The organism is Sporosarcina newyorkensis (genome assembly GCF_900167515.1).
Taxonomy (GTDB): Bacteria; Bacillota; Bacilli; order Bacillales_A; family Planococcaceae; genus Sporosarcina; species Sporosarcina newyorkensis.
Window position 1 is genome coordinate 1 of record NZ_FUYJ01000008.1, and the last position, 20949, is coordinate 20949.

21 protein-coding genes and 1 rRNA gene are annotated in these 20949 nt (G+C 42.3%); 9 read left to right on the top strand and 13 right to left on the bottom strand.

Annotated features, from left to right (window positions below; genetic code table 11):
• A 16S ribosomal RNA gene (locus B5D59_RS14045) occupies positions 1-169 on the bottom strand; the annotation flags it as partial.
• A gap of 335 nt (positions 170-504) precedes the next feature.
• The gene (locus tag B5D59_RS14050) at positions 505-1386 is read right to left on the bottom strand and encodes a nucleotidyltransferase-like protein (RefSeq protein WP_009498446.1); all 882 of its coding nucleotides are present in this window, start codon (positions 1384-1386) and stop codon (positions 505-507) included.
• 149 nt (positions 1387-1535) lie between these two features.
• On the opposite strand from B5D59_RS14050, the gene B5D59_RS14055 reads away from it, so the two are divergent.
• Complete coding sequence (locus tag B5D59_RS14055) at positions 1536-1904, top strand: YgzB family protein (RefSeq protein ID WP_009498447.1); 369 nt, start codon at positions 1536-1538, stop codon at positions 1902-1904.
• Positions 1905-1936: 32 nt separating this feature from the next.
• On the opposite strand, the gene perR is transcribed toward B5D59_RS14055, so the two are convergent.
• The 3 genes from perR to bcp form a co-directional block, all read right to left on the bottom strand.
• Entirely contained in the window at positions 1937-2380 is a 444-nt protein-coding gene (gene perR / locus B5D59_RS14060; protein WP_078818380.1) for a peroxide-responsive transcriptional repressor PerR, read from the bottom strand.
• Positions 2381-2517: 137 nt separating this feature from the next.
• Positions 2518-3462 carry a D-2-hydroxyacid dehydrogenase gene (locus B5D59_RS14065; protein WP_078818381.1) on the bottom strand — a complete coding sequence of 315 codons (945 nt, stop codon included), beginning with the start codon at positions 3460-3462 and terminating at the stop codon, positions 2518-2520.
• Between the two features lie 11 nt (positions 3463-3473).
• On the bottom strand, positions 3474-3947 hold the full coding sequence (gene bcp, locus B5D59_RS14070; RefSeq protein ID WP_078818382.1) for a thioredoxin-dependent thiol peroxidase: 474 nt from the start codon (positions 3945-3947) through the stop codon (positions 3474-3476).
• 175 nt (positions 3948-4122) lie between these two features.
• Between bcp and B5D59_RS14075 the strand changes: the two genes are divergently transcribed.
• Complete coding sequence (locus B5D59_RS14075; RefSeq protein WP_078818383.1) at positions 4123-5424, top strand: glutamate-1-semialdehyde 2,1-aminomutase; 1302 nt, start codon at positions 4123-4125, stop codon at positions 5422-5424.
• 61 nt (positions 5425-5485) lie between these two features.
• Positions 5486-6568, top strand: a complete 1083-nt coding sequence (locus B5D59_RS14080; RefSeq protein WP_009498453.1) for an FUSC family protein — start codon at positions 5486-5488, stop codon at positions 6566-6568.
• A 52-nt stretch (positions 6569-6620) separates the two neighbouring features.
• On the opposite strand, the gene B5D59_RS14085 is transcribed toward B5D59_RS14080, so the two are convergent.
• From B5D59_RS14085 to mutY, 4 genes are all read right to left on the bottom strand, one after another.
• Positions 6621-8366 (bottom strand): ABC transporter ATP-binding protein, encoded by a 1746-nt coding sequence (locus B5D59_RS14085; protein ID WP_078818384.1) that lies wholly within the window; start codon positions 8364-8366, stop codon positions 6621-6623.
• A gap of 55 nt (positions 8367-8421) precedes the next feature.
• Positions 8422-8970, bottom strand: a complete 549-nt coding sequence (ntdP, locus tag B5D59_RS14090; protein WP_009498455.1) for a nucleoside tri-diphosphate phosphatase — start codon at positions 8968-8970, stop codon at positions 8422-8424.
• A 201-nt stretch (positions 8971-9171) separates the two neighbouring features.
• Positions 9172-9495: a gamma-type small acid-soluble spore protein gene (locus tag B5D59_RS14095; RefSeq protein ID WP_040759802.1), complete on the bottom strand. Its 324-nt coding sequence runs from the start codon at positions 9493-9495 to the stop codon at positions 9172-9174.
• A 72-nt stretch (positions 9496-9567) separates the two neighbouring features.
• Complete coding sequence (mutY, locus tag B5D59_RS14100) at positions 9568-10614, bottom strand: A/G-specific adenine glycosylase (protein WP_078818385.1); 1047 nt, start codon at positions 10612-10614, stop codon at positions 9568-9570.
• A gap of 428 nt (positions 10615-11042) precedes the next feature.
• Between mutY and B5D59_RS14105 the strand changes: the two genes are divergently transcribed.
• Positions 11043-12026 (top strand): metal-dependent hydrolase, encoded by a 984-nt coding sequence (locus B5D59_RS14105; protein ID WP_078818386.1) that lies wholly within the window; start codon positions 11043-11045, stop codon positions 12024-12026.
• Positions 12027-12063: 37 nt separating this feature from the next.
• On the opposite strand, the gene B5D59_RS14110 is transcribed toward B5D59_RS14105, so the two are convergent.
• Together B5D59_RS14110 and recX are read right to left on the bottom strand one after the other, a co-directional pair.
• Positions 12064-12396, bottom strand: a complete 333-nt coding sequence (locus B5D59_RS14110; protein WP_040759803.1) for a YfhH family protein — start codon at positions 12394-12396, stop codon at positions 12064-12066.
• Positions 12386-13198 (bottom strand): recombination regulator RecX, encoded by an 813-nt coding sequence (gene recX / locus B5D59_RS14115; RefSeq protein WP_078818387.1) that lies wholly within the window; start codon positions 13196-13198, stop codon positions 12386-12388. The genes B5D59_RS14110 and recX overlap by 11 nt, the downstream gene beginning before the upstream one ends.
• 93 nt (positions 13199-13291) lie before the next feature.
• On the opposite strand from recX, the gene B5D59_RS14120 reads away from it, so the two are divergent.
• From B5D59_RS14120 to B5D59_RS14135, 5 genes are all read left to right on the top strand, one after another.
• Positions 13292-14188 carry a TIGR01777 family oxidoreductase gene (locus B5D59_RS14120; RefSeq protein ID WP_078818388.1) on the top strand — a complete coding sequence of 299 codons (897 nt, stop codon included), beginning with the start codon at positions 13292-13294 and terminating at the stop codon, positions 14186-14188.
• Between the two features lie 112 nt (positions 14189-14300).
• Positions 14301-15101 (top strand): delta-lactam-biosynthetic de-N-acetylase, encoded by an 801-nt coding sequence (pdaA, locus tag B5D59_RS14125; protein WP_009498463.1) that lies wholly within the window; start codon positions 14301-14303, stop codon positions 15099-15101.
• A 378-nt stretch (positions 15102-15479) separates the two neighbouring features.
• Entirely contained in the window at positions 15480-15650 is a 171-nt protein-coding gene (locus tag B5D59_RS18275) for an SE1561 family protein (RefSeq protein WP_171805944.1), read from the top strand.
• Between the two features lie 23 nt (positions 15651-15673).
• Positions 15674-17206, top strand: a complete 1533-nt coding sequence (locus B5D59_RS14130; protein ID WP_078818389.1) for a fumarate hydratase — start codon at positions 15674-15676, stop codon at positions 17204-17206.
• 230 nt (positions 17207-17436) lie between these two features.
• Positions 17437-19341 (top strand): heavy metal translocating P-type ATPase, encoded by a 1905-nt coding sequence (locus B5D59_RS14135; RefSeq protein ID WP_078818390.1) that lies wholly within the window; start codon positions 17437-17439, stop codon positions 19339-19341.
• 120 nt (positions 19342-19461) lie between these two features.
• On the opposite strand, the gene B5D59_RS14140 is transcribed toward B5D59_RS14135, so the two are convergent.
• Together B5D59_RS14140 and B5D59_RS14145 are read right to left on the bottom strand one after the other, a co-directional pair.
• Positions 19462-20409 (bottom strand): YihY/virulence factor BrkB family protein, encoded by a 948-nt coding sequence (locus tag B5D59_RS14140; protein WP_078818391.1) that lies wholly within the window; start codon positions 20407-20409, stop codon positions 19462-19464.
• 35 nt (positions 20410-20444) lie between these two features.
• A complete protein-coding gene (locus B5D59_RS14145; protein ID WP_078818392.1) occupies positions 20445-20885 on the bottom strand; it encodes a YtxH domain-containing protein in 441 nt (146 codons plus the stop codon).
• Positions 20886-20949: the final 64 nt, after the last annotated feature.

Here is a 20949-nt window from a genome sequence, read left to right on the forward strand (position 1 = left end):
TTAGCCCCGGTTTCCCGGAGTTATCCCCATCTGTAAGGTAGGTTGCCCACGTGTTACTCACCCGTCCGCCGCTAATCTTTAGGAGCAAGCTCCCAAAGATTCGCTCGACTTGCATGTATTAGGCACGCCGCCAGCGTTCGTCCTGAGCCAGGATCAAACTCTCCATAAAAGAGAAATTCGAGTTAGCTCGATTTCTTGCTGGCATCATTTAAGATACTCATTTTGTTTATGTCACCGGCAGAGCCGATGCACAAACGTATAATTCGTTAACGTTTTGCTGTTCAGTTTTCAAGGTTCATGTTGTGCGCTTGCTATAAAAGCGACTCCTCTAATCTACCACATCTTAATTTAACTCGTCAAGTCTTTTTTAAAAAAAGTTTTTTCAGAGTGTTGTGTGCGTTGTAAGGACGTTGTGTCCCTGACGACATTTAATATAATACCATGCATTCAAATAATAAGTCAACAATTATTTCAAAAAAATTATAGAGCGTATTAAAAACCGCTCTACATGGTCTTCAAAGCCCGTGCCAATCGGTATTCTCTATGGAATAACAAATCATTCTTGGATGGCACACTAACGGTTTCGATAAGTTGTTTATCCACTAGGTATTCTATAAAGAACTCCAAGTCCGAAGAATACAAAGACAACTCTTCTCGTTCGTGCAACTCTTGAATATTCCATGATTCTTTTTTGTTTAATATACCTAGTAGATGCTCTGACGCTTCATTCGTGTAATTATGAATGAAAAATTCGCTTGCTAGGAAAACCAAATCCAGTCTTTTCTCCACAGCTTCTTCACTGCCGATCAATTCTTCATAAAGCTTATAGACGGCAGGGTCTATTTTTTTCATTTGGGACCATACAGTTTCTTCGGGTAACGTGTTGGCCTTTATCGCCACCAATCTTGCAAGATGATGTAAGGAATTTATAGCACGCAGATAAGCATCCATATACCGCTTTCTCTCAAAATGAATTTTCCCTTCATTATATGCGCGAATCATTTTAGCTAATTCCATACCCATTTTAATATTTCTTCCGAATAAAGGCTCTGCGGATAACTGCTGTTTTAGACGTTCCGCATATTCATCTCGGTCAAAATAGATTTTGCCTAGAACGAGCCAATCAATGATTTTCTTATTCGTTCCAACCAACAGCCAGTGTGTTAATTGTTTTTCACTAATGATATGCATGGCCGCTTTAAGTTTGCCGTCTGTATAATGTTTTGTTTGTATAGGCACTTCATTATTTGAAGTAATAATGAAAAGTATTGTGTCAAATGTATCCGTAATCGGATCGTCTTCTCTTTGGTTTTCAATAAGCAGCACACTTAACGTGTCAGGCAGACTTGCCCTCTCCTGGTAAACTGGCCGTAATATCTGTTCCACTTTTCCGCCTCCCAGTTCTTTCTCGAACATCTCGAATACTCTTCTTCGACGAATTTCACATAAAATCCTTTAATTTAAAGTGAGATTGTACTGCAATTATTTAAGAGTATGATATATTAGGGAAGGATAGTGTTAGGAGGAAACTAGAGATGAAACCTTATAAAAATAAAATAAATCGCATTCGTTCATTCGCCTTGTCGCTCATTTTTATTGGAGTTGTCATTATGTATATCGGGATCTTTTTCCGTTCCAATGAAATTGTGATGCTAATCTTCATGTTCCTCGGGGTACTCGCTATTATCGCAAGTACTGTTGTATATGCATGGATTGGTACGTTGTCGACACGAGCCGTTAGAATAAAATGTCCAAATTGTGGGAAACACACAAAAATGCTCGGTCGTGTAGATATGTGCGGACATTGCCGTGAACCATTAACACTTGATCCTGAATTAGAAGGTAAAGAGTTTGACGTGGCGTATAATAAATCTAAGATGTCCCACGAAGAGTCATCAAAATAAAAAGAGTGTAGCCCAATTGGGTTACACTCTTTTTATTTTGCTTCGTTTTGAGCTTCCCCGCAGTCAGGACAAGTGCCATACACTTCTAAACGATGTGAATTCACTTTGAAACCTGTTACGTGGGCAGCTAGGCGCTCCACTTCTTCAAGCCCTGGATGATGGAAATCCACTATTTTTCCACACTCGTCGCAAATAATATGATAATGGTCGTGGGTCACAAAATCAAAACGACTCGATGCATCTCCGTATGTCAACTCTTTCACAAGGCCGGCATTTTGGAATACACGTAAGTTATTATAGACTGTTGCTACGCTCATATTTGGAAAGTCTGATTCAAGGGCTTTATAAATCTCATCAGCGGTCGGGTGTGTATGAGAAGTGATTAAATACTCCAGAATTGCATGTCGCTGCGGAGTAATTCTTACACCACTTTCTTTCAACGTCACAAGCGCATCTTTCAAGAAAACTCCCGGCATCGTAATGCACCTCACTTCATAAAGATTACTTCTTTATAATCATTATAATTAGTTTACTCAATGAAGGGGCATACTGTCAACTTTTCTGCTGAGAACCTTGATTTCAGACCATATTTTTTCACTATTTCTCGAAAGTATCAATACCCTTTTTTCAGATCTACCTGATTTATGAGTTCTTTATCACCCGTCAACCATTTATCCAAGTTCGTCTCCATGATGCCGAGTGAACGTATGATGTATTGATCGGATATGCTGGACATATGCGGTGAAACCGTGCAATTGGGCAGTTTCCATAGCGGACTGTCCACAGATAAAGGCTCTGTTTCAAATACATCTAAAACCGCATGACGGATTTCTTGATTTTCCAATGCATCGACGACAATCTGTTCTTTGACAGCGTCTCCTCTTCCCACGTTCATGAAAATTGCGGAATTTTTCATCGCTTGAAAGTGCTCAGCCTGATAAATCCACCTTGTTGCCGGTGTACTTGGCAAAATTGAAATGACATAGTCCGCTTCCGGCAACTTCATCATGATTTCAGAAAATGAAATGGTTTCATTCATCGACGGGCTGTCGTGTCCTGACCGATTGCAACCGATTGTGTGTACATGAAATGCCTGCAACAACCTGCCGATTTCCCCGCCGATTGCTCCAGTCCCCACGATCAAAGCTGTCGAGCTATTCACTTCACCAGGTATTTTATCCAACTCCCAGCGCATTTCGGTCTGTCTTGCATAAATTCCGGGCAAACCTCTTTCGAGCGACAATAAATGTGCCAGCACTGATTCAGCCAGCGGCATCTTATGGACACCATGCGAATTCGTGACGATAATGCCTTTCTTCTGCAATGCATTCAATGGGAGTTCGTCCACCCCAACTGCCGCCACCATGACCCATCTCAACGCAGAAGCACGCTCGATAATCTCTTCCGTAAGATCGACTCCTTCAGTCGCAATCACTTCGACGCCTTCTAACGAAACATCTTCAATAGAAGCTGTATAGATGAATTCGACATTCGGATATTCCTTGCTTAGTTGTTCTTTAAATGCCGTTTTCACCTTAAACGTGAATAATACCTTCATAATCGAACCCCCTATTTTGTCAATTGTTGAAGTGTAGCCAGTGCATCTTCCACATGCCCTTTCACTCGCACTTTCCGCCATTCTCTTACTACTGTACCTGTCGGGTCGATTAGGAATGTAGATCGCTCAATCCCCATATACTCTTTACCGAAATTCTTTTTCAGCTTCCATACACCGTACTGCTCGGCAACCGCATGATCCTCGTCTACCAGAAGAGAGAAAGGCAACCCATGCTTTTCAATGAATTTTTGGTGAGAAGCCTCATGATCGGGACTTACACCTAAAATTACTGCATTTAATTCTTCAAATTCATTGACCGCATCGCGAAAATCACAAGCCTCTGTCGTACAGCCAGGTGTTGCATCTTTCGGATAAAAATACAGCACCACATACTTTTCCCCTTTAAATTGTTCCAATGAAACGATATCTCCATTTTCGTTTGGCAACGAGAATACAGGTGCCTGCAGTCCTTCTAACTTGTCCATTCAAAAAAACCTCCTCTGTGTGATGAAAACGTTCATTATTCTGAAATTACCCATACTTATCGTAGCCGAAATGAACGGGCTTTTCAATTTACTGCAACGCGACGCTGAAGGTGGAGACTTACTGGTGATTAATGCTAAAATGGGTAACGTATAATTGATTTGGAGGAATTCACTGATGAACCGAAAAAATTCAGAAGCAATCTACGCAGAAGCATGTGAACATATTGTAGGTGGAGTAAACAGTCCGTCCCGCGGGTATAAAGCGGTTGGCGGCGGGGCTCCCACTGTCATGGAACGTGCGGAAGGCGCTTATTTTTATGACGTGGACGGTAATCGATATATTGATTATCTAGGCGCATACGGACCAATCATTACAGGGCACGCACACCCTCATATTACAAAAGCCATTACGAAAGCAGCGGAAACAGGCGTCTTATATGGAACGCCTACCCGCCATGAAGTGAAATTTGCCAAAATGCTGAAGGATGCCATTCCCGGAATGGATAAAGTCCGCTTCGTCAACTCTGGCACGGAAGCCGTCATGACAACAATCCGTGTCGCACGAGCATATACTGGACGTACGAAGATCATGAAGTTCGCAGGTTGTTATCATGGACATTCTGACCTTGTCCTTGTCGCAGCAGGCTCCGGACCCGCAACACTTGGCACCCCTGATTCCGCAGGTGTTCCATCTTCCATTGCAAAAGAAGTTATTACAATTCCATTTAATGATCCAAAGAGCTACAAAGAAGCGATGGATAAATGGGGAGACGAGTTAGCTTGTATTTTAATTGAACCGATTGTAGGAAACTTCGGTATTGTCGAACCGAATGAAGGTTTCTTGGAACTCGTTCATGAACTTGCTGCCGATAAAGGAGTACTTACGGTGTATGATGAAGTCATCACAGCATTCCGTTTCCATTATGGAGCTGCACAAACACTGCTCGGTCTCCAGCCGGACTTAACGGCTTTTGGCAAGATTATCGGCGGCGGACTTCCGATTGGTGCTTATGGCGGTAAAAAAGAAATCATGGAACAAGTTGCTCCGCTCGGTCCCGCCTATCAAGCAGGTACTATGGCAGGAAACCCGGCATCCATGCTTTCTGGTATCGCTTGCCTCGAAGTCTTGCAAGAACCGGGTGTCTATGACGAAATGGATCGCCTCGGCGGTTTATTAGAAGTCGGGATTTTGGAATTAGCGAACAAGCACGGCATCCAGATGACCATCAACCGATTAGGTGGAGCACTCACATTGTTCTTTACCGATGTCACTGTGGAAAATTATGAGCAAGCCGAAGCGACAGACGGAGAAATTTTCGGGCGTTTCTTCAAAGAAATGCTGAAAAACGGTGTGAATCTTGCGCCTTCTAAGTATGAAGCTTGGTTCTTGACTACTGCCCATACAGAAAATGATGTAAAGGAAACTTTAAAAGCGGTAGATCGTTCATTTAAAACATTAGCCGAATCAATGGATTGACCGTTTCTCGGCTATATTGTAAAGTAGCAAAAAAGAGCTTATTCAGGAAAGGAATTACCCAATGAAACTTGGTGCCCGCGTCTTTAAAACGGGTATTGCGATTGTATTTGCCCTATTTCTCGCTCAATTACTTGAGTTACCAACTGCGGTATTTGCAGGGATAGCAGCGATTTTCGCAATCCAGCCATCTATTTATAGATCGTATTTAACGATCATTGAACAATTGCAAGGGAATCTGATCGGCGCCGCTGTGGCAGTGTCGTTCACACTTATTTTTGGTCCGCAACTAGTCGTTGTAGGATTAGCTGCAGTGATTGTTATGATCATCATGTTGAAGCTAGGTCTCGAGAAATCTATTTCTCTTGCGCTCGTCACAATGATTGCCGTTATGGAGGTAAAAGACGATAACTTCCTAACCTTCGCCTTACTCCGGGTATCCACTATTCTCGTCGGTGTACTCGCAGCTTTCATCGTGAACATGGTCTTTATGCCACCGAAGTATGAAACGAAACTGTTTCAGGCAATCCATCAAGCTCAGGATGAAATCATTCGTTGGACCCGTCTCGCAGGTCGTCAGGCTTCTGAGCATTCTGCCACAAAAAAGTCTTTGGGCAAACTGAAAGAACGACTCGTTCAAATCGACCAGCTCTACTTGCTATTCAAGGAAGAACGCAGCTACATTAAAAAAACCACTGCTTCCAAAGCCCGAAAACTTGTTGTCTATCGGCAGATGGTTGCAACAACTCGCAGCAGTTACGATGTGCTTAAGAGATTGCATAAATTCGAAAACGAACTTATCAATCTTCCTGATCACTTCCGTATGATGGTGCAAGAACGACTCGAAGCATTGCTCGTCTACCATGAGCAGCTTCACTTGAAATTCATCGGGAGGTTAAAGGCAGAACGCGATGAGGATGGAGTGCATAATGAATTCATTCAGCGACAAGAGGTAATGGATATTTTCGCGAAGGAAATTGCCATCACCAAAGAAGACGAGGAATTCTCTGCCTACCATTTACTCCATATTCTCTCTTCCATGTTGAACTATGAAGAACAGCTGGAGCATTTGGATATGTTGATCACTTCTTATCAATCAAGATTTGAAGATGAAGATAATGCTGCTTTAGAAGATGAATTTTATTAATTAAAGATAAAAACTGCGATAGACTGTTTCTTAGTCCATCGCAGCTTTTTAATTACCCTCCCAATTCCTGTCGATTGTAGAGCCCGGCATATACGCCTTCGCGTCTCATCAATTCTTGGTGAGTTCCTGATTCTTTTAATTCTCCATGATCAATTACATAGATACAGTCCGCGTGTGTAATAGTCGACAAACGATGCGCTACAATCAGAGTAGTCCGTTCATGCGCCAGTCGTTCGAGCGAGTCTTGAATCAAGGCTTCACTTTCCAAGTCGAGCGCAGATGTTGCTTCATCCAAAATAAGCAGCGCCGGGTTTTTCAAAAATACACGCGCGATCGAGATTCGTTGCTTTTGACCGCCAGATAATTTTACACCACGTTCCCCGACTCGTGTATCATACCCTTCAGGCAACGTCTCAATGAAGTCATGTGCGTTCGCAGCTTTAGCCGCAGCCACAACTTCTTCGTCCGTCGCATCGGGCTTGCCCATCAGAATATTGCTTTTAACCGAATCGCTGAACAAAATGGAGTCTTGGAGCACCATACCAATTTGATCACGCAGGGATTTGACTTTGACATCCCTGATATCATATCCATCGACACGGATCGCTCCCGAATTGACATCATAGAAGCGAGGAATCAAACTGATGATCGTTGACTTCCCTCCGCCACTCATACCAACTAACGCAGCGGTCTCACCCGGACGGATCGTCAAGCTGATGTTTTTCAACACCTCTTCTTCCTCATAAGCAAAACTGACATTCTCGAATTGAATTTCTCCGTTAATTGGCGGCAGTACCTTTGCATCTTCTTTATCCACCACATCATACTTCTCATTCATCAAATCAAGCACCCGATCCATCGAAGCAAATGACTGAGTCAGCGATGTCGAAGAGTTAACCAACCGTCTCAAAGGAGAATACAGACGCTCGATGAACGCAATAAATGCGACCATCGTACCGACTGACAGCGAGCCGTTGATCACTTGATACCCCGCAAAACCGATAACGAGTAACGGTGCGACGTCAGTGATTGTATTGACCACGGCAAATGCCTTCGCATTCCATCTTGTATGTTCGATTGCACGATCTAAAAAGGCATTGTTCACTTCATCAAAACGTTCTTGCTCTTTGTCTTCGATGGCAAAACTTTTAATAATGCTGACTCCAGCTATCCGTTCATGCAGATAACTTTGTACATCCGCCAAAGCTTGTGACCTTTTTCTTGTCAATTCACGCAACTTCCCGAAGAAATGCTTGACGCTAAACGCATAAAAAGGAAAAGCAAGCAATGTGACCAGAGTTAACTGCACGTCCAGAGTCAGCATGATGGCAATCGCAATAATAATTGTCGCCAAATCCAACCAGACGTTCATTAAGCCGATCATCACAAAGTTTTTCGTTTGTTCCACGTCATTGATGACCCTGGAAATCACTTCACCTGCACGCGTATTCGAATAAAAACGTAAACCTAGCTTCTGCAAATGACTATATAGTGATCGCCGTATATCAAACAAAATCTTATTGCTGACATACTGCGCATAATATTGGCGATAATATTCAACAGGAGGTCGAATCAGAAAGAATAAAATAATCGTGCCGCCTAGCCAATAAAACAAATACTTCGTTTTCTCGGCGTCGGACATAGCCGGTGCCCCTATGATGTCGTCAATGACAATTTTGATCAGCAACGGTAAAAATAATGGAATGGCAAACTTAATGATCCCGATAAGAACGGTAAAGAGGATCTGCCAATTATAAGGTTTTACGAATTGTAGATAACGTTTAATACTTTCACCCATTCTGTTCCTCTCCTAATCAGTTAAAAAAAACCGACCCACACGAGTGCAGGCAGGTTCAACGTTTTTCATCCTGAAGTTGCTTATAGAACTCAAACCTGGAGGTCCATACATTAATAAAGTCAGGAGCAAACGGTCCTTTTCTTTGCTTGATCCAACCCAGCAATTGGGTTAAATTATCTTGCAGGATTTGATCGATCACTTCTGGATATTTCATTTGACGTTTATGTTCGGCATATTCATCCTCATCTAAAATCAAATAACTCATATCCGGAAAAACTTTCACGTCTAGGTCGTAATCAATATACTTCAATGACTTTTCGTCAAAGACAAACGGTGAACTCATATTAACGTAATAATAGACGCCGTCTTCACGCAACATGCAAATGATATTGAACCAATTTTCCGCATGAAAGTAGCAGATGGACGGCTCGCGTGTCAGCCATGTTCGGCCGTCTGATTCAGTCACGAGCGTACGTTCATTTCCTCCAATGACAATATTTCGGGTTCCTTTTAATACGAGCGTTTCTTGCCAGACACGATGGATCTTGCCATTATGTTTGTAACTGTGGATCTGTATCGTTTCTCCTTCTTTTGGAATTGCCAATTTTCTCTACCACCTTTGAGCCTCATGCCACCGCTCTTGCTATCTGTTCATTATACCAACTGACTTCCCAAAATTAAAACGTTTCAACCATCTATTTTGTAATTGCCTGAATTTTGCGGGGTGCTTGCTTCGTTTTGTCCATAAAAAAACCGGTAGAAATGGCATATAATAGCCATTTCTACCGGTAGGTGGTGTCCATACTTACTTGGAACCTTTAAATTGGTTCGCACGTGCACCCGAAGCTTGTTGCTTGTTTGCTTCTGCTTGACGGTTTTGCTCTTTTACCTCGTTCACATCAGTCTCAGATGCAAATTCTTCATTCATAGATGATTGCATGTTGGAAGATGCTGATTGCATGTTCGCAGCAGACTGTGCATTTTGCTGACGGACTTGGTTCACATCAGTTTCTGATGCGTACTCTTCGTTCATCGTTTGCTGATTAGCAGACTGTGCATTCTGCTTACGCACTTGATTCGCATCTGTTTGTGATGCAGATTGAGCATTACGATTTGGTTGCTTAGGCATGGATTTATTCACCTCCGTGCCCCTTATGATGTCCAGCGTCCTCATATTTATTCAGAACCGGCAAAGAAGTTTTTACCAATCAATACTTTCTATAATTTTCATCACAGGCTTTGATTTCGGCAAGGCTTCAATTTGTTCTTTTGTATAAAAGTTCAGCGGCTCTTTAGAAGTAACATCCTCCAATTGAGCACGATACGCATGAATGTCCCATGTGATGTGCGAGAACAGATGGGAGAATCGCGTGAGCTCTGTTACTTTTTTCAACTTGAGCCCGGTGTCTTTTTCAAACGTCTCCACTGCATCCAACTCTTGAAGTTCTACCATCGGAAACTCCCAAAGTCCTGCAAGTAAACCTGTGCCTGGTCTCTTTTGCAATAACCATTTTCCTTCTTCATTTTGAATTGCGAATGCAGCAAGTGAGACATACTTTTTCTTTTGCTTTTTCAATTTTATCGGCAATTGCTGTTGTTTACCTTCCTCAAATGCGATACAAAAATCACGAACCGGACATAATAAGCAACGTGGATTCGGTGTACAGATGACCGCACCCAATTCCATCAAGGCCTGATTGAATGAAGAGGCATCTTCTTCGGAAATCAATTCCATAACCGCCTGTTCGAATATTTTTCGATTTCGGGGTAAAGCAATATCCTCTTCGATCAGCAATATGCGAGATAAGACTCTCATGACATTTCCATCAACTGCATGCTCCGGTACACCATAAGCTATACTAAGGATCGCCCCCGCTGTATATGGGCCGACTCCTTTGAGCGCCGAAATTTTCTCTCTAGTATTCGGCACTTCCCCACCGTAGGTTTCCACAACTTCTCTTACACCTGATTGAAGATTGCGGACACGTGAATAATAACCGAGACCTTCCCACATTTTCAGGATTTCTTCTTCTTTCGCTTCTGACAAATCTTGCATCGTCGGAAATTTTTCGATAAATCGTTCATAATACGGAATGACTGTATCTACTCGCGTCTGTTGCAGCATTACTTCTGAAATCCAAATATAATATGGATTATTCGTTCTTCTCCAAGGTAAATCTCTTTTTTCAGCTTCATACCAAGACAATAAAGCCTGTTGGAAAGCCTTTTTTTGTTCAATTATTTGCATAATGCCCTCGCTTCTTTATTCAAATACTTTTAGTTCTCGTGAAATAGGGTATATAATTAATACAGACTTAGACATTTTACGACTCTTTCCTCTATCAATTATGCCTCGGCGTAATTGCGTCCAGATTTTGAATTGTGCTTAGGTCTGCGTGACGCAGATCAGTTAGCCTTTGCCGCAGGACGCGGCGAGTTTTGGCTAACTCCATCTTTTAAAACTCCTCTCAAAATCTGTGACATCCGCCGGAGGCTTAGGTCAACAGGATGTTGATCATGCAGGCGTTGTCACAGGATGTGGCGATCTTAGCCTGCGTACTTCTCTTGTTCAGCTGGCGTTTGAATGCCCGCTGAACAGGAAGTAAATTCGAATTCATCTCAGCACCTATAGAGGTGTGAGCCTTCTGCTGAATAAAGATAAAAAGGAGTGATGATTTGGATACAGGTACACATATAGCCATGGGAGTTGCGATTAGCGGTCTAGCACTGGCCGATACTGCCGTAGCGAATGACCCTTCCACTATGGGAGCGGTATTTGCCGGTATTATGGTCGGTTCGCTGATTCCGGATATTGATACTGTGTTAAAGCTTCGAAACAATGCCGTTTATTTGCGCAATCACCGTGGAATTACACATTCCGTTCCAGCCGTCATGTTATGGCCGCTCTTGATCTCGATCCTTTTGACACTCATTGTTCCTGGAGCGGAGTTTTTGCATGTATGGGCATGGACTTTTCTAGCTGTGTTTATCCATGTCTTTGTAGATATTTTTAATTCATACGGCACACAAGCACTGCGGCCCTTTTCACAAAAATGGGTAGCGATCGGGGTCATCAATACATTTGATCCAATTTTTTTCGGCCTGCACGTCATCGCGATTCTCGCATGGTTTCTCGGTACAGATCCTTTAGCCACAATGTCCACTTTATATATCGTGATATTTTTCTATTATTTACTGCGGTTCGCCGTCAAAAGCGCAGTAAAAAGATCTGTCAAAAAGACAGTGCCCGGTGCTACTGAGATTTTCATCGCCCCGACTATGAAATTTTTTCAATGGCGTGTGGCAGCGACCACTGAAGTCGATCATTATGTCGGACGCGCATACGGACGGTCGATTACATTATACGACCGTTTTAAACGCGAACCAATGCCAGCTTCTCCACAAGTCTCGGCAGCTCTAGAAGATCCGAATTTAAAGGCCTTTGTGTCCTTTTCTCCTCTGTATCGCTGGTCGGTTTCACATGTTGGCGATCTTTATGAAGTCCGTCTCATCGATTTGCGGTACCGAAGTAAAGGATATTATCCATTTGTCGCAGTAGCTCATGTCAATCAAGATTTGGAGGTAGTGAATTCCTATACCGGATGGATCTTCTCTGAAGACAAACTTCGCAAGAAATTAAAATTTGCTCCTAACAATTAAAGAACGTCCATGCATTATGCATGAGCGTTCTTTTTGTTTACTTCCCGCTTTTCACGTCTTTCAACATGGCGATCGGCAATGCTTCTATTGCTTTCTCTCCACCTAAACGATGGCCCCATGCAAATAACCCTTTCAAGTAATCTACTTGAAAGAACATACCGTCGTCTCCTTCAATACGATACATTTCACCTGGCTTGATACTTTCCGGATCAACCAAATAGGATTGCACCATGACGGCTTTGCGCTGGTGTACAGCATACTCGCTGATCATGCCCATCTGTTCCGCTTTTCGTGCTTTTTCCATAAGGGAAGCGACTTCACTCCGCAGTTCATTTTCATTCATTTCGCTGTAATGTTTTTCAGTCTCCATCTTCTTCATTCCTTTTCTGTTCAATAAAAAGATCAATCTGCGCAAGTGGAATGCCCTTTTGATACATCGATTGCTTCACTCTCTGTCTCAAATCAGCGCCGGAATACTTACTCTGATAGCGTCTCCACGCCTTTTCACCAAAATTCTGAGTGATTTCAGTCCATTCATCTTCATCCCGTTCGATGGTCACGCTATTAAGCACTTGTTTAATTTGTTCAAATGAAAATCCTTTTCTTGCTAATGTATTTTGGATTTTCTGTTTTACTTGTGCCGGCGGTTGCTGGCTGTTGGAGCGTATCGTCTTTTCAGCGAGCTTCAGTGCATTGTCCATTTGGTCTTCCATCGTGTACTCCTCCAATGCTTGAGTTTGAAGTTCCTTGGGTATACCTTTCTTATAAAGGGATTGCTGAATCGCTCTCGGACCTTTTAAAGAGCTGTTCTTTTCCGTCCGGACAAGCGCTTCAGAGAATGCTTCATCATTTAGGAATCCAAGTCGTTTCAATTTCACGATCGCCTCAAGGACGATCGCTTCTCCATAATCTTTCTCAAGAAGCTTCTTTTTCACTTCCATTTCACTGCGCATACGGAAAGACAAAAAATGCAATGCACGGTTAAATGCTTTTTCAATTTGGTCCGCATAGACAATTTCGTCCGTCTCCCAATCGTCCAGCGTCATTCCCTTCGTGAGTTCAAATTTCACCAGTACAGATTCATGGACGCTGAAAGCATACTGTTCATCAATAAAAATATTATAACGTTCGCTATCTCGTTTTTGTTGTGATATTTTGGTAATTAGCGGCATTTCTTCATCACCTACTTAGTATTAGTATACCGCTTCTTTCAGTGATGGTCAGCAATAGTGTATTAATTTTGCAGAGTTTGGAGGGGAATTAGTATGAGAGTCGTTATTACAGGAGGAACTGGATTTATCGGCAGCATATTGACTGCAAAGCTTCGAGAAAGTGGTCATGATGTGATCATATTGACACGCAAACCGTCTTTCGAACAGAATGGTGTCCAGTACGTTCAGTGGCTAACAGACAACGCTTCACCTGAAAATGAGCTTGGTCAAGTCGACGCTGTTGTGAATCTGGCAGGTGTTTCAATTAATGATGGCCGGTGGACAACAGAGCGCAAAAAACAAATCCACGATAGCCGAATCACAGCTACTCAAGAGGTGCTGCGTATTCTGCGGTCACTGCCTGAAAAGCCAAGTGTATTAGTAAATGGAAGCGCAATTGGAATCTATCCTCCATCGCTCACTGAAGAGTACACAGAATCATCCATAGTGGTCGGCGATAATTTTCTCGCTAAAACAGTTTATGATTGGGAGCGCCTTGCCAGCCATGCAAACGATTTAGGTGTTCGAACAGTGTTCACTCGATTTGGTATTGTCCTTGGCAAAGATGGAGGCGCATTGCCTCTCATGAAGTTGCCTTATCTATTATACTCCGGCGGCAAAATCGGCTCAGGCAATCAATGGTTTTCTTGGGTACATGTTGAAGACGTTGCGAACGCCATCATCTATTCATTGGAAAATAATGCGATTGAAGGTCCTGTCAATGTTGTAGCACCGAGCCCGATGCATATGAATGCTTTCGGAAAAACAGTAGCAAAAGTGCTCCATCGACCACATTGGTTTCCCGTCCCAAGTTTCGTTATGGAGTTAACTTTGGGTGAGAAAAGCATGATCATCTTACAAGGCCAGCATGTTTTGCCAGATAAGCTCCTTAAAAATGGATTTACTTTTCAATATCCATCTTTAAAGCCTGCTTTAGAAGATCTGTTGTGAAATGAAATGTTTGTTGGGATGTTGACAATACCCTGACAAACATTTTCCGAATTTTGCATAGTACATATTTAAAGCCAAACCGCACATGCTCTATTAAAAGGAGTGATGTTGTATGGCTCGCCACGTTTCAGGTATTTTATTGGCTTCATGCTTATTGGTTGTCGGTATTTTAGTCAACCCTTTTGCTGTAAAGGCAGAAGAATTCCATTGGGGATTCAAGAAAGCCACAGATGGAGTGCCTCCTTCGGCTGGAGCGGAATTGGATAAATTGCTCGATGATTATGGAGCACTCTATAAAGGGAAAGGCGATAAGAAAGTTGTGTATCTAACATTCGACAATGGGTACGAAAACGGCTACACAGAGAGCATTTTGGACACTTTGAAGAAGGAAAAAGCCCCCGCTACATTTTTCTTGACCGGCCATTATGTAAAAAGCGCAAGTGATTTAGTGAAACGAATGGTTAAGGACGGACATGGAATCGGCAATCATTCCTATGATCACCCGAATATGGCCAACTTATCCGAACAGCAAATGGAAGAAGAATGGAGTAAGCTTGATGAGATCCTATACGAGACTACAGGACAAAAGCGCACCATTTATACACGACCGCCAGAAGGTGTCTTTAATGCGAAATTACTGCAGAAGGGTAATGACCTTGGATACCGGCATATTTTCTGGTCCGTCGCATTCATTGATTGGCATAAGGATCAACCAAAAGGAAAAGATTATGCATATAATGAATTAATGAAGCAGTTACACCCTGGCGCAGTCATCCTCATGCATACTGTCTCTCCAGATAATGCCCAAGCCTTGCCTGATTTCATTCGCGATGCAAAGAAACAAGGCTATAAGTTCCACTCTCTTGACCAACTGGTCGAAGAGTATGAAAAGGAAAATTCTGTGACCCAATAAAAAGAGACCTTGTCTGTTTAACTTCACCAACAGACAAGGTCCCTACCTATTCGGTCCTTCTTCAATTTGCATTTTACATTCGTAGTTATCCAATGTATTTACTTTTATTGGACTGTTACGGATCCCCTCCTTCGTTATTACGTACCTAGGATTCGATTCGCTTCTATAACTACGACCTCCTTTTCATTTGATTATTCTGACTATACCACCTATTCAGACACTTGTAAACTATTTTATTCGAATTTAATAAATCTTTCTTAAGAAATACTAAAAATCTGCATGATGGATGTGCGCTATGCATGTAATTGAATGAGAAAAATCAGATTGAAAAAGATGGCGTTTTCATATACGATATCAATGATGGAAAGAGGTGGACATATGGACACATCACAAAACAAAGACCAAGTTGTAGAACTGAAAAATCGGTTCAATCAATTCCTTGAAACATTAGAAGCGATCGAACCAGAAAAGACGGGTCTCCAAGAGATCGATCGGCTGATCATGTTACTTGATGAGCTGGAAGAACAAATGGATAGTTATAAAAAATAACATAAATAACGGGGGATTTTGAGATGTACATAGAATCAATCGAGAAAAGTATGTATGATCTAATTTGCGAAACATCTACGAACTTACCAAAGGATGTTCGCCGTGCGATTCTTTCCGCAAAAGAAAAAGAAAACAAAGGTACGAGCTCCGCTATGAGTCTCGATACTATCGCTAAGAACATTAATATGGCAGATGAAAAACTTTCACCTATTTGCCAAGATACCGGTCTGCCAACATTCAAGATCAAAACTCCCGTCGGTGTTAACCAATTGGAGATCAAAGCTGCAATTAACCGCGCTATCGAACTCGCTACTGAACATGGAAAACTTCGTCCGAACGCAGTTGATTCTTTGACTGGCGATAACAGTGGAAACAACTTAGGGATCGGCTTGCCTGTTGTGAAGTTTGAACAATGGGAACAAGACCATATCGAAGTGAAATTGATCCTAAAAGGCGGCGGCTGCGAAAACAAGAATATCCAATACAGCTTGCCAACTGAATTAGAAGGGCTTGGACGCGCTGGACGTGATTTAGATGGTATTCGTAAATGTATCTTACATTCCGTTTATCAAGCACAAGGACAAGGGTGTTCAGCAGGATTCATCGGTGTAGGTATCGGCGGCGACCGTTCATCCGGATACGATTTGGCAAAAGAGCAACTCTTCCGGGATGTAACCGACGTCAATCCAATTCCTGAACTTGCACAGTTGGAAGACTATGTACTGGAAAAAGCAAATCATCTAGGAATTGGTACAATGGGCTTCGGCGGTGAAGCAACGCTGCTTGGCTGTAAAATTGGTGTTATGCACCGGATTCCTGCGAGCTTCTATGTTTCAGTAGCATATAATTGCTGGGCTTATCGCCGCATGGCAGTAGACATCAATGCGGAGACTGGAGAAATTACAGACTGGCATTACAATGAAGGCGAAAAAATTGCATTTGAACAACCTGCTGAAGAAACAAAGTCCACAGCACGTGTAGTGAAATTGCAAGCACCTATTACAGAAGAAGAAATTAGAGACTTGCGTGTTGGCGACGTCGTGAAAATCTCCGGTCGCATGTATACGGGCCGTGATGCTATTCATAAGCATTTAATGGACAATGATGCACCAGTTGATTTGAATGGCCAAGTCATTTACCACTGCGGTCCGGTCGTTCTGAAGAATGAAGAAGGCAAATATGAAATTAAGGCAGCAGGTCCTACGACTTCAATTCGTGAAGAGCCGTATCAAGGAGATATCATGAAAAAATTCGGTATTCGGGCAGTCATCGGAAAAGGCGGCATGGGGCCTAAAACTTTGGCGGCGCTCCAGGAACACGGCGGCGTGTACTTGAACGGAATTGGCGGAGCAGCCCAATATTACGCAGACTGCATTAAGGAAGTAGAAGGCGTTGATTTGCTTGAGTTCGGAATACCAGAAGCACTCTGGCACCTGCGTGTTGAAGACTTCACCGCAGTCGTAACAATGGACTCCCACGGAAATAGTCTACATGCCGATATTGACAAATCTTCATTAGAAAAGCTCTCAAAATTTAAAGAGAAAGTGTTTAACTAATCAACCAGCAGCGAATGATTTCATTCGCTGCTTTTTTGAGTTTACAAAAAGATTGATCATTTTAGTAACATTTTTTCAGAGCAGGTGCTATACTATAGTTAATAACTATTATAATTTCAGAATCATTCTAGTTTGTGATTTAAAAGTCGATTCTACTACGGTAGAGTCGACTTTACTGCTTTAATTAGACATTTGAAATTGAAATTCATTATCAATTAGGAGGTATTCAAATGACAACATCAGCAAAAGAACAATTCGTTGAAAAAGTAGATTGGACCGCGAGATTTGAATTGATCGCTGCCATATTATCCGGACTTTTTATCTTGGCAGCATGGCTCTTGAGTAAAAATGGCACAGAAGCTTTCTCTATCACGCTGTATATCCTGGCATTTTTGATTGGAGGATATGCAAAAGCCAAGGAAGGTATTGAAGAAACGATAAAAAATAAAGAGCTGAATGTCGAGATGCTGATGGTTTTTGCAGCAATCGGCTCTGGCATTATCGGCTACTGGGCGGAAGGCGCCATACTGATTTTCATTTTTGCAATCAGCGGTGCACTTGAAACGTATACTTTAAATAAAAGCCATAAGGAAATTTCTTCTCTAATGGAAATGCAACCTGAGGAAGCGTGGCTCATCACAGAGGATGGCAGTGAACAAAAAGTACCTACTGCATCTTTATCCCTCGGCGCAGTCCTGCTCGTCAAGCCAGGCGAACGCATTCCAGTGGATGGTCAAGTACTCAGCGGCATTACTTCCGTAGATATGTCTGCAATTAATGGAGAGTCCATCCCTGTGACGAAGCAAGAAAATGATGAATTGTTTGCGGGAACAGTGAATATTAGCGGGGCAATTCGAATGACCATGACAAAGCCCAGCTCTGAAACCTTATTCCAAAAAATTATTGCTATGGTTCAGAACGCACAAAGTGAGAAATCCCCTTCTCAACAATTTATTGAACGATTCGAGGGTACTTATGTAAAAATTGTCTTGGCGGCAGTCGTGATTATGATGTTTCTTCCGCATTTTTTACTCAATTGGGATTGGACGACTACCTTTTACCGTGCCATCGTACTATTGGTAGTCGCTTCCCCCTGTGCGTTGATGGCAGCCATTATGCCTGCAACCTTGGCTGCGGTCTCAAATGGTGCTAAAAGAGGCGTTTTATTTAAAGGTGGGCTTCACTTAGAGCACTTAAGCTCTTTGAAAGCTTTTGCTTTTGATAAAACCGGTACATTGACCACTGGCAAGCCGGTTGTAATGGATTTTATCGTCCGAAAAGATACCAATCCAAAAGAAGCGCTCGCTTTATTTGCAGGTGTTGAATCATTGTCCAACCACCCGTTAGCCAAGGCAATCATTCAGTATGCCAACGAGCAAGAGGTCATACCTGAACGGAATCTCCATATTGAAGACGTGCCTGGTTACGGGATTAAAGCTGAAACAGATAATGGTATGATCCGAATCGGCAATCCAAGATTTGTTGGTATAGATTTAGTGGAATCATTTGAGGATGGAATTGCCGAAACACTCGCCAATGAAGGAAAAACTGTTATTTTCATGAGAGATGAACACGGTATTGTAGCATTGGCTGCACTGAAGGATACGTTGAGAAAAGAGGCTGTGACTTCCATCAAAGAACTGAAAGCCCTTGGAATCCGTACCGTGATGCTTACGGGAGACAACGAAAAAACGGCGCATGCGATCGCTGAAGAAGTCGGAGTGGATTCATACGTTGCTGAATGTTTGCCTGAAGAGAAAGTCGTTCATCTGAAGAAATTGCTGAAGAATTATGAAACGGTTGGAATGGTTGGCGACGGTATCAATGATGCTCCTGCACTCGCTACTGCCACATCCGGTATTGCAATGGGCGAAGGCACAGATGTCGCTTTAGAGACCGCGGACGTAGTGCTAATGCAAAACGATTTGAATCGCCTTTCCTATGCAATCAAACTCTCAAGAAAAATGCAACGGATCGTTAAGCAAAACGTTTTCTTCTCCATCGCTGTCATTGCCATTCTGATCATATCCAACTTCATGCAAGTAGTCGATCTCCCTCTTGGTGTGATCGGGCATGAAGGAAGCACCATCCTCGTCATCCTTAACGGTTTGCGCATGTTGAACAAAATAGAATGACAAATTAAAACAGGCTGTCACTGGGGATGGAATCGTCCTTAAGTGACAGCCTGTTCTCATAACTAAAAAAAGCCGCCCGAGACGTCAGATGACAATGACTTCTCGGCCAGCCCTGCTTTTTTACGATGCCATTTGACGTTTACGTTCATAGCGCTCTGTCATCACTGCATTTATCAACCCGCCAATCATCAGAATGATAGCTGATAGATAGAGCCACATGATGAGCACGATAATTCCACCAATACTGCCATAAGTATTCGCATAATTTCCAAAGTTACTAATATAGAAAGAGAAACCTAATGATGTAACAATCCAGCCCACGGTCGCAAAAAAAGCACCTGGAACGATACTTTTATAGGACAATTTGATAGCTGGAATGAGCCAATATAACAATGAAAAAACAGCGAAGATAAGGAATGGCGGAATAAGGAAACGGATCTTCGTCCACATGGATAAAAATGAATCTTCCAATCCCATGAATGAGAACAGAAGCTTCCCGATCGGTTGACCGAAAACCGGCAATACTAGAGCGACTATGACGGTACCAATCAACATGATCGTAAACACAATCGACAAACCTCTAGAAATAAAAAAGTTTCGGTCGTCTTCTACATCATATGCCCGATTTAACCCCTTCGTTATAGCCCCCATACCTTTAGAGGCCGACCAAATCGTTGCAAGGATACCAATTGATAATAAGCCGCCATTACGATTTTCCAGCACTTCTGACAACGTGGACTCAATCAAGGTTGAGACACTTTCTGGAGCATATTCACGTATAAACATGAAGATCTGGCTTTGATCTAAATGCAAGTAAGGCAATAACGTAAAAAGAAAGATTAGTAGTGGGAATAATGACAACAGAAAAAAGAAAGCTAATTGCGAACCGGCAGCTGATATATCCAATTCTTTTATACGAATAATGAGCTGCTTGAAAAACCCGCTCGTCGTAGCTGGATTAAAGTCATCTTCATCCCCGTCTTTTATATCCTTAATAAAACCTTTTACTTTTTCGGTCTTAGACGTACCCTCAGAATTCGAAGAAGGGGCACTTTCATGACTTTTCATTTCATGTGACCCCCTTTCGTTAAGTGATTCGATATTTAGTGATTCTCTACTGGTACTGCGTTTTTTTTTTGCACCATCGGCGGTAAGCTTGTGTCTTCCTGAGCAGAAGAGGCAGATGCCGCAGTTGATTCATCTTGAATGATTTGCTCATACTCAGATTTGGAATCAGTGAATGCTTCCTTCGTATCTGTGAACATTTCTTTCACTTGAGGTGTCAGTGTTTTAATTTCATCCACTTGTGACTTGATATAATCAACATCACCTTTCACCTGTTCATAAAGAGTTTGCACTTGATCTTTCTTTTCTTGAAGTTGGTTTTTCACTACATCTGGATTTTCTTTGTAGTACAGTGCTTTTTCGTATGAAGTCCTTAAGGAAGTGACCGTCATTTGTCTTGTTGAACGATCCAACATGCTTACAACCGCCCCAAGCAATGCGCCACCTAAAATAAACTTACCTAATTTGTTAGAACCCATGAATTTCGCCTCCTATCACGTTAACCTTTCAATTCATTATACCCATATAGCCGATTACCAAACA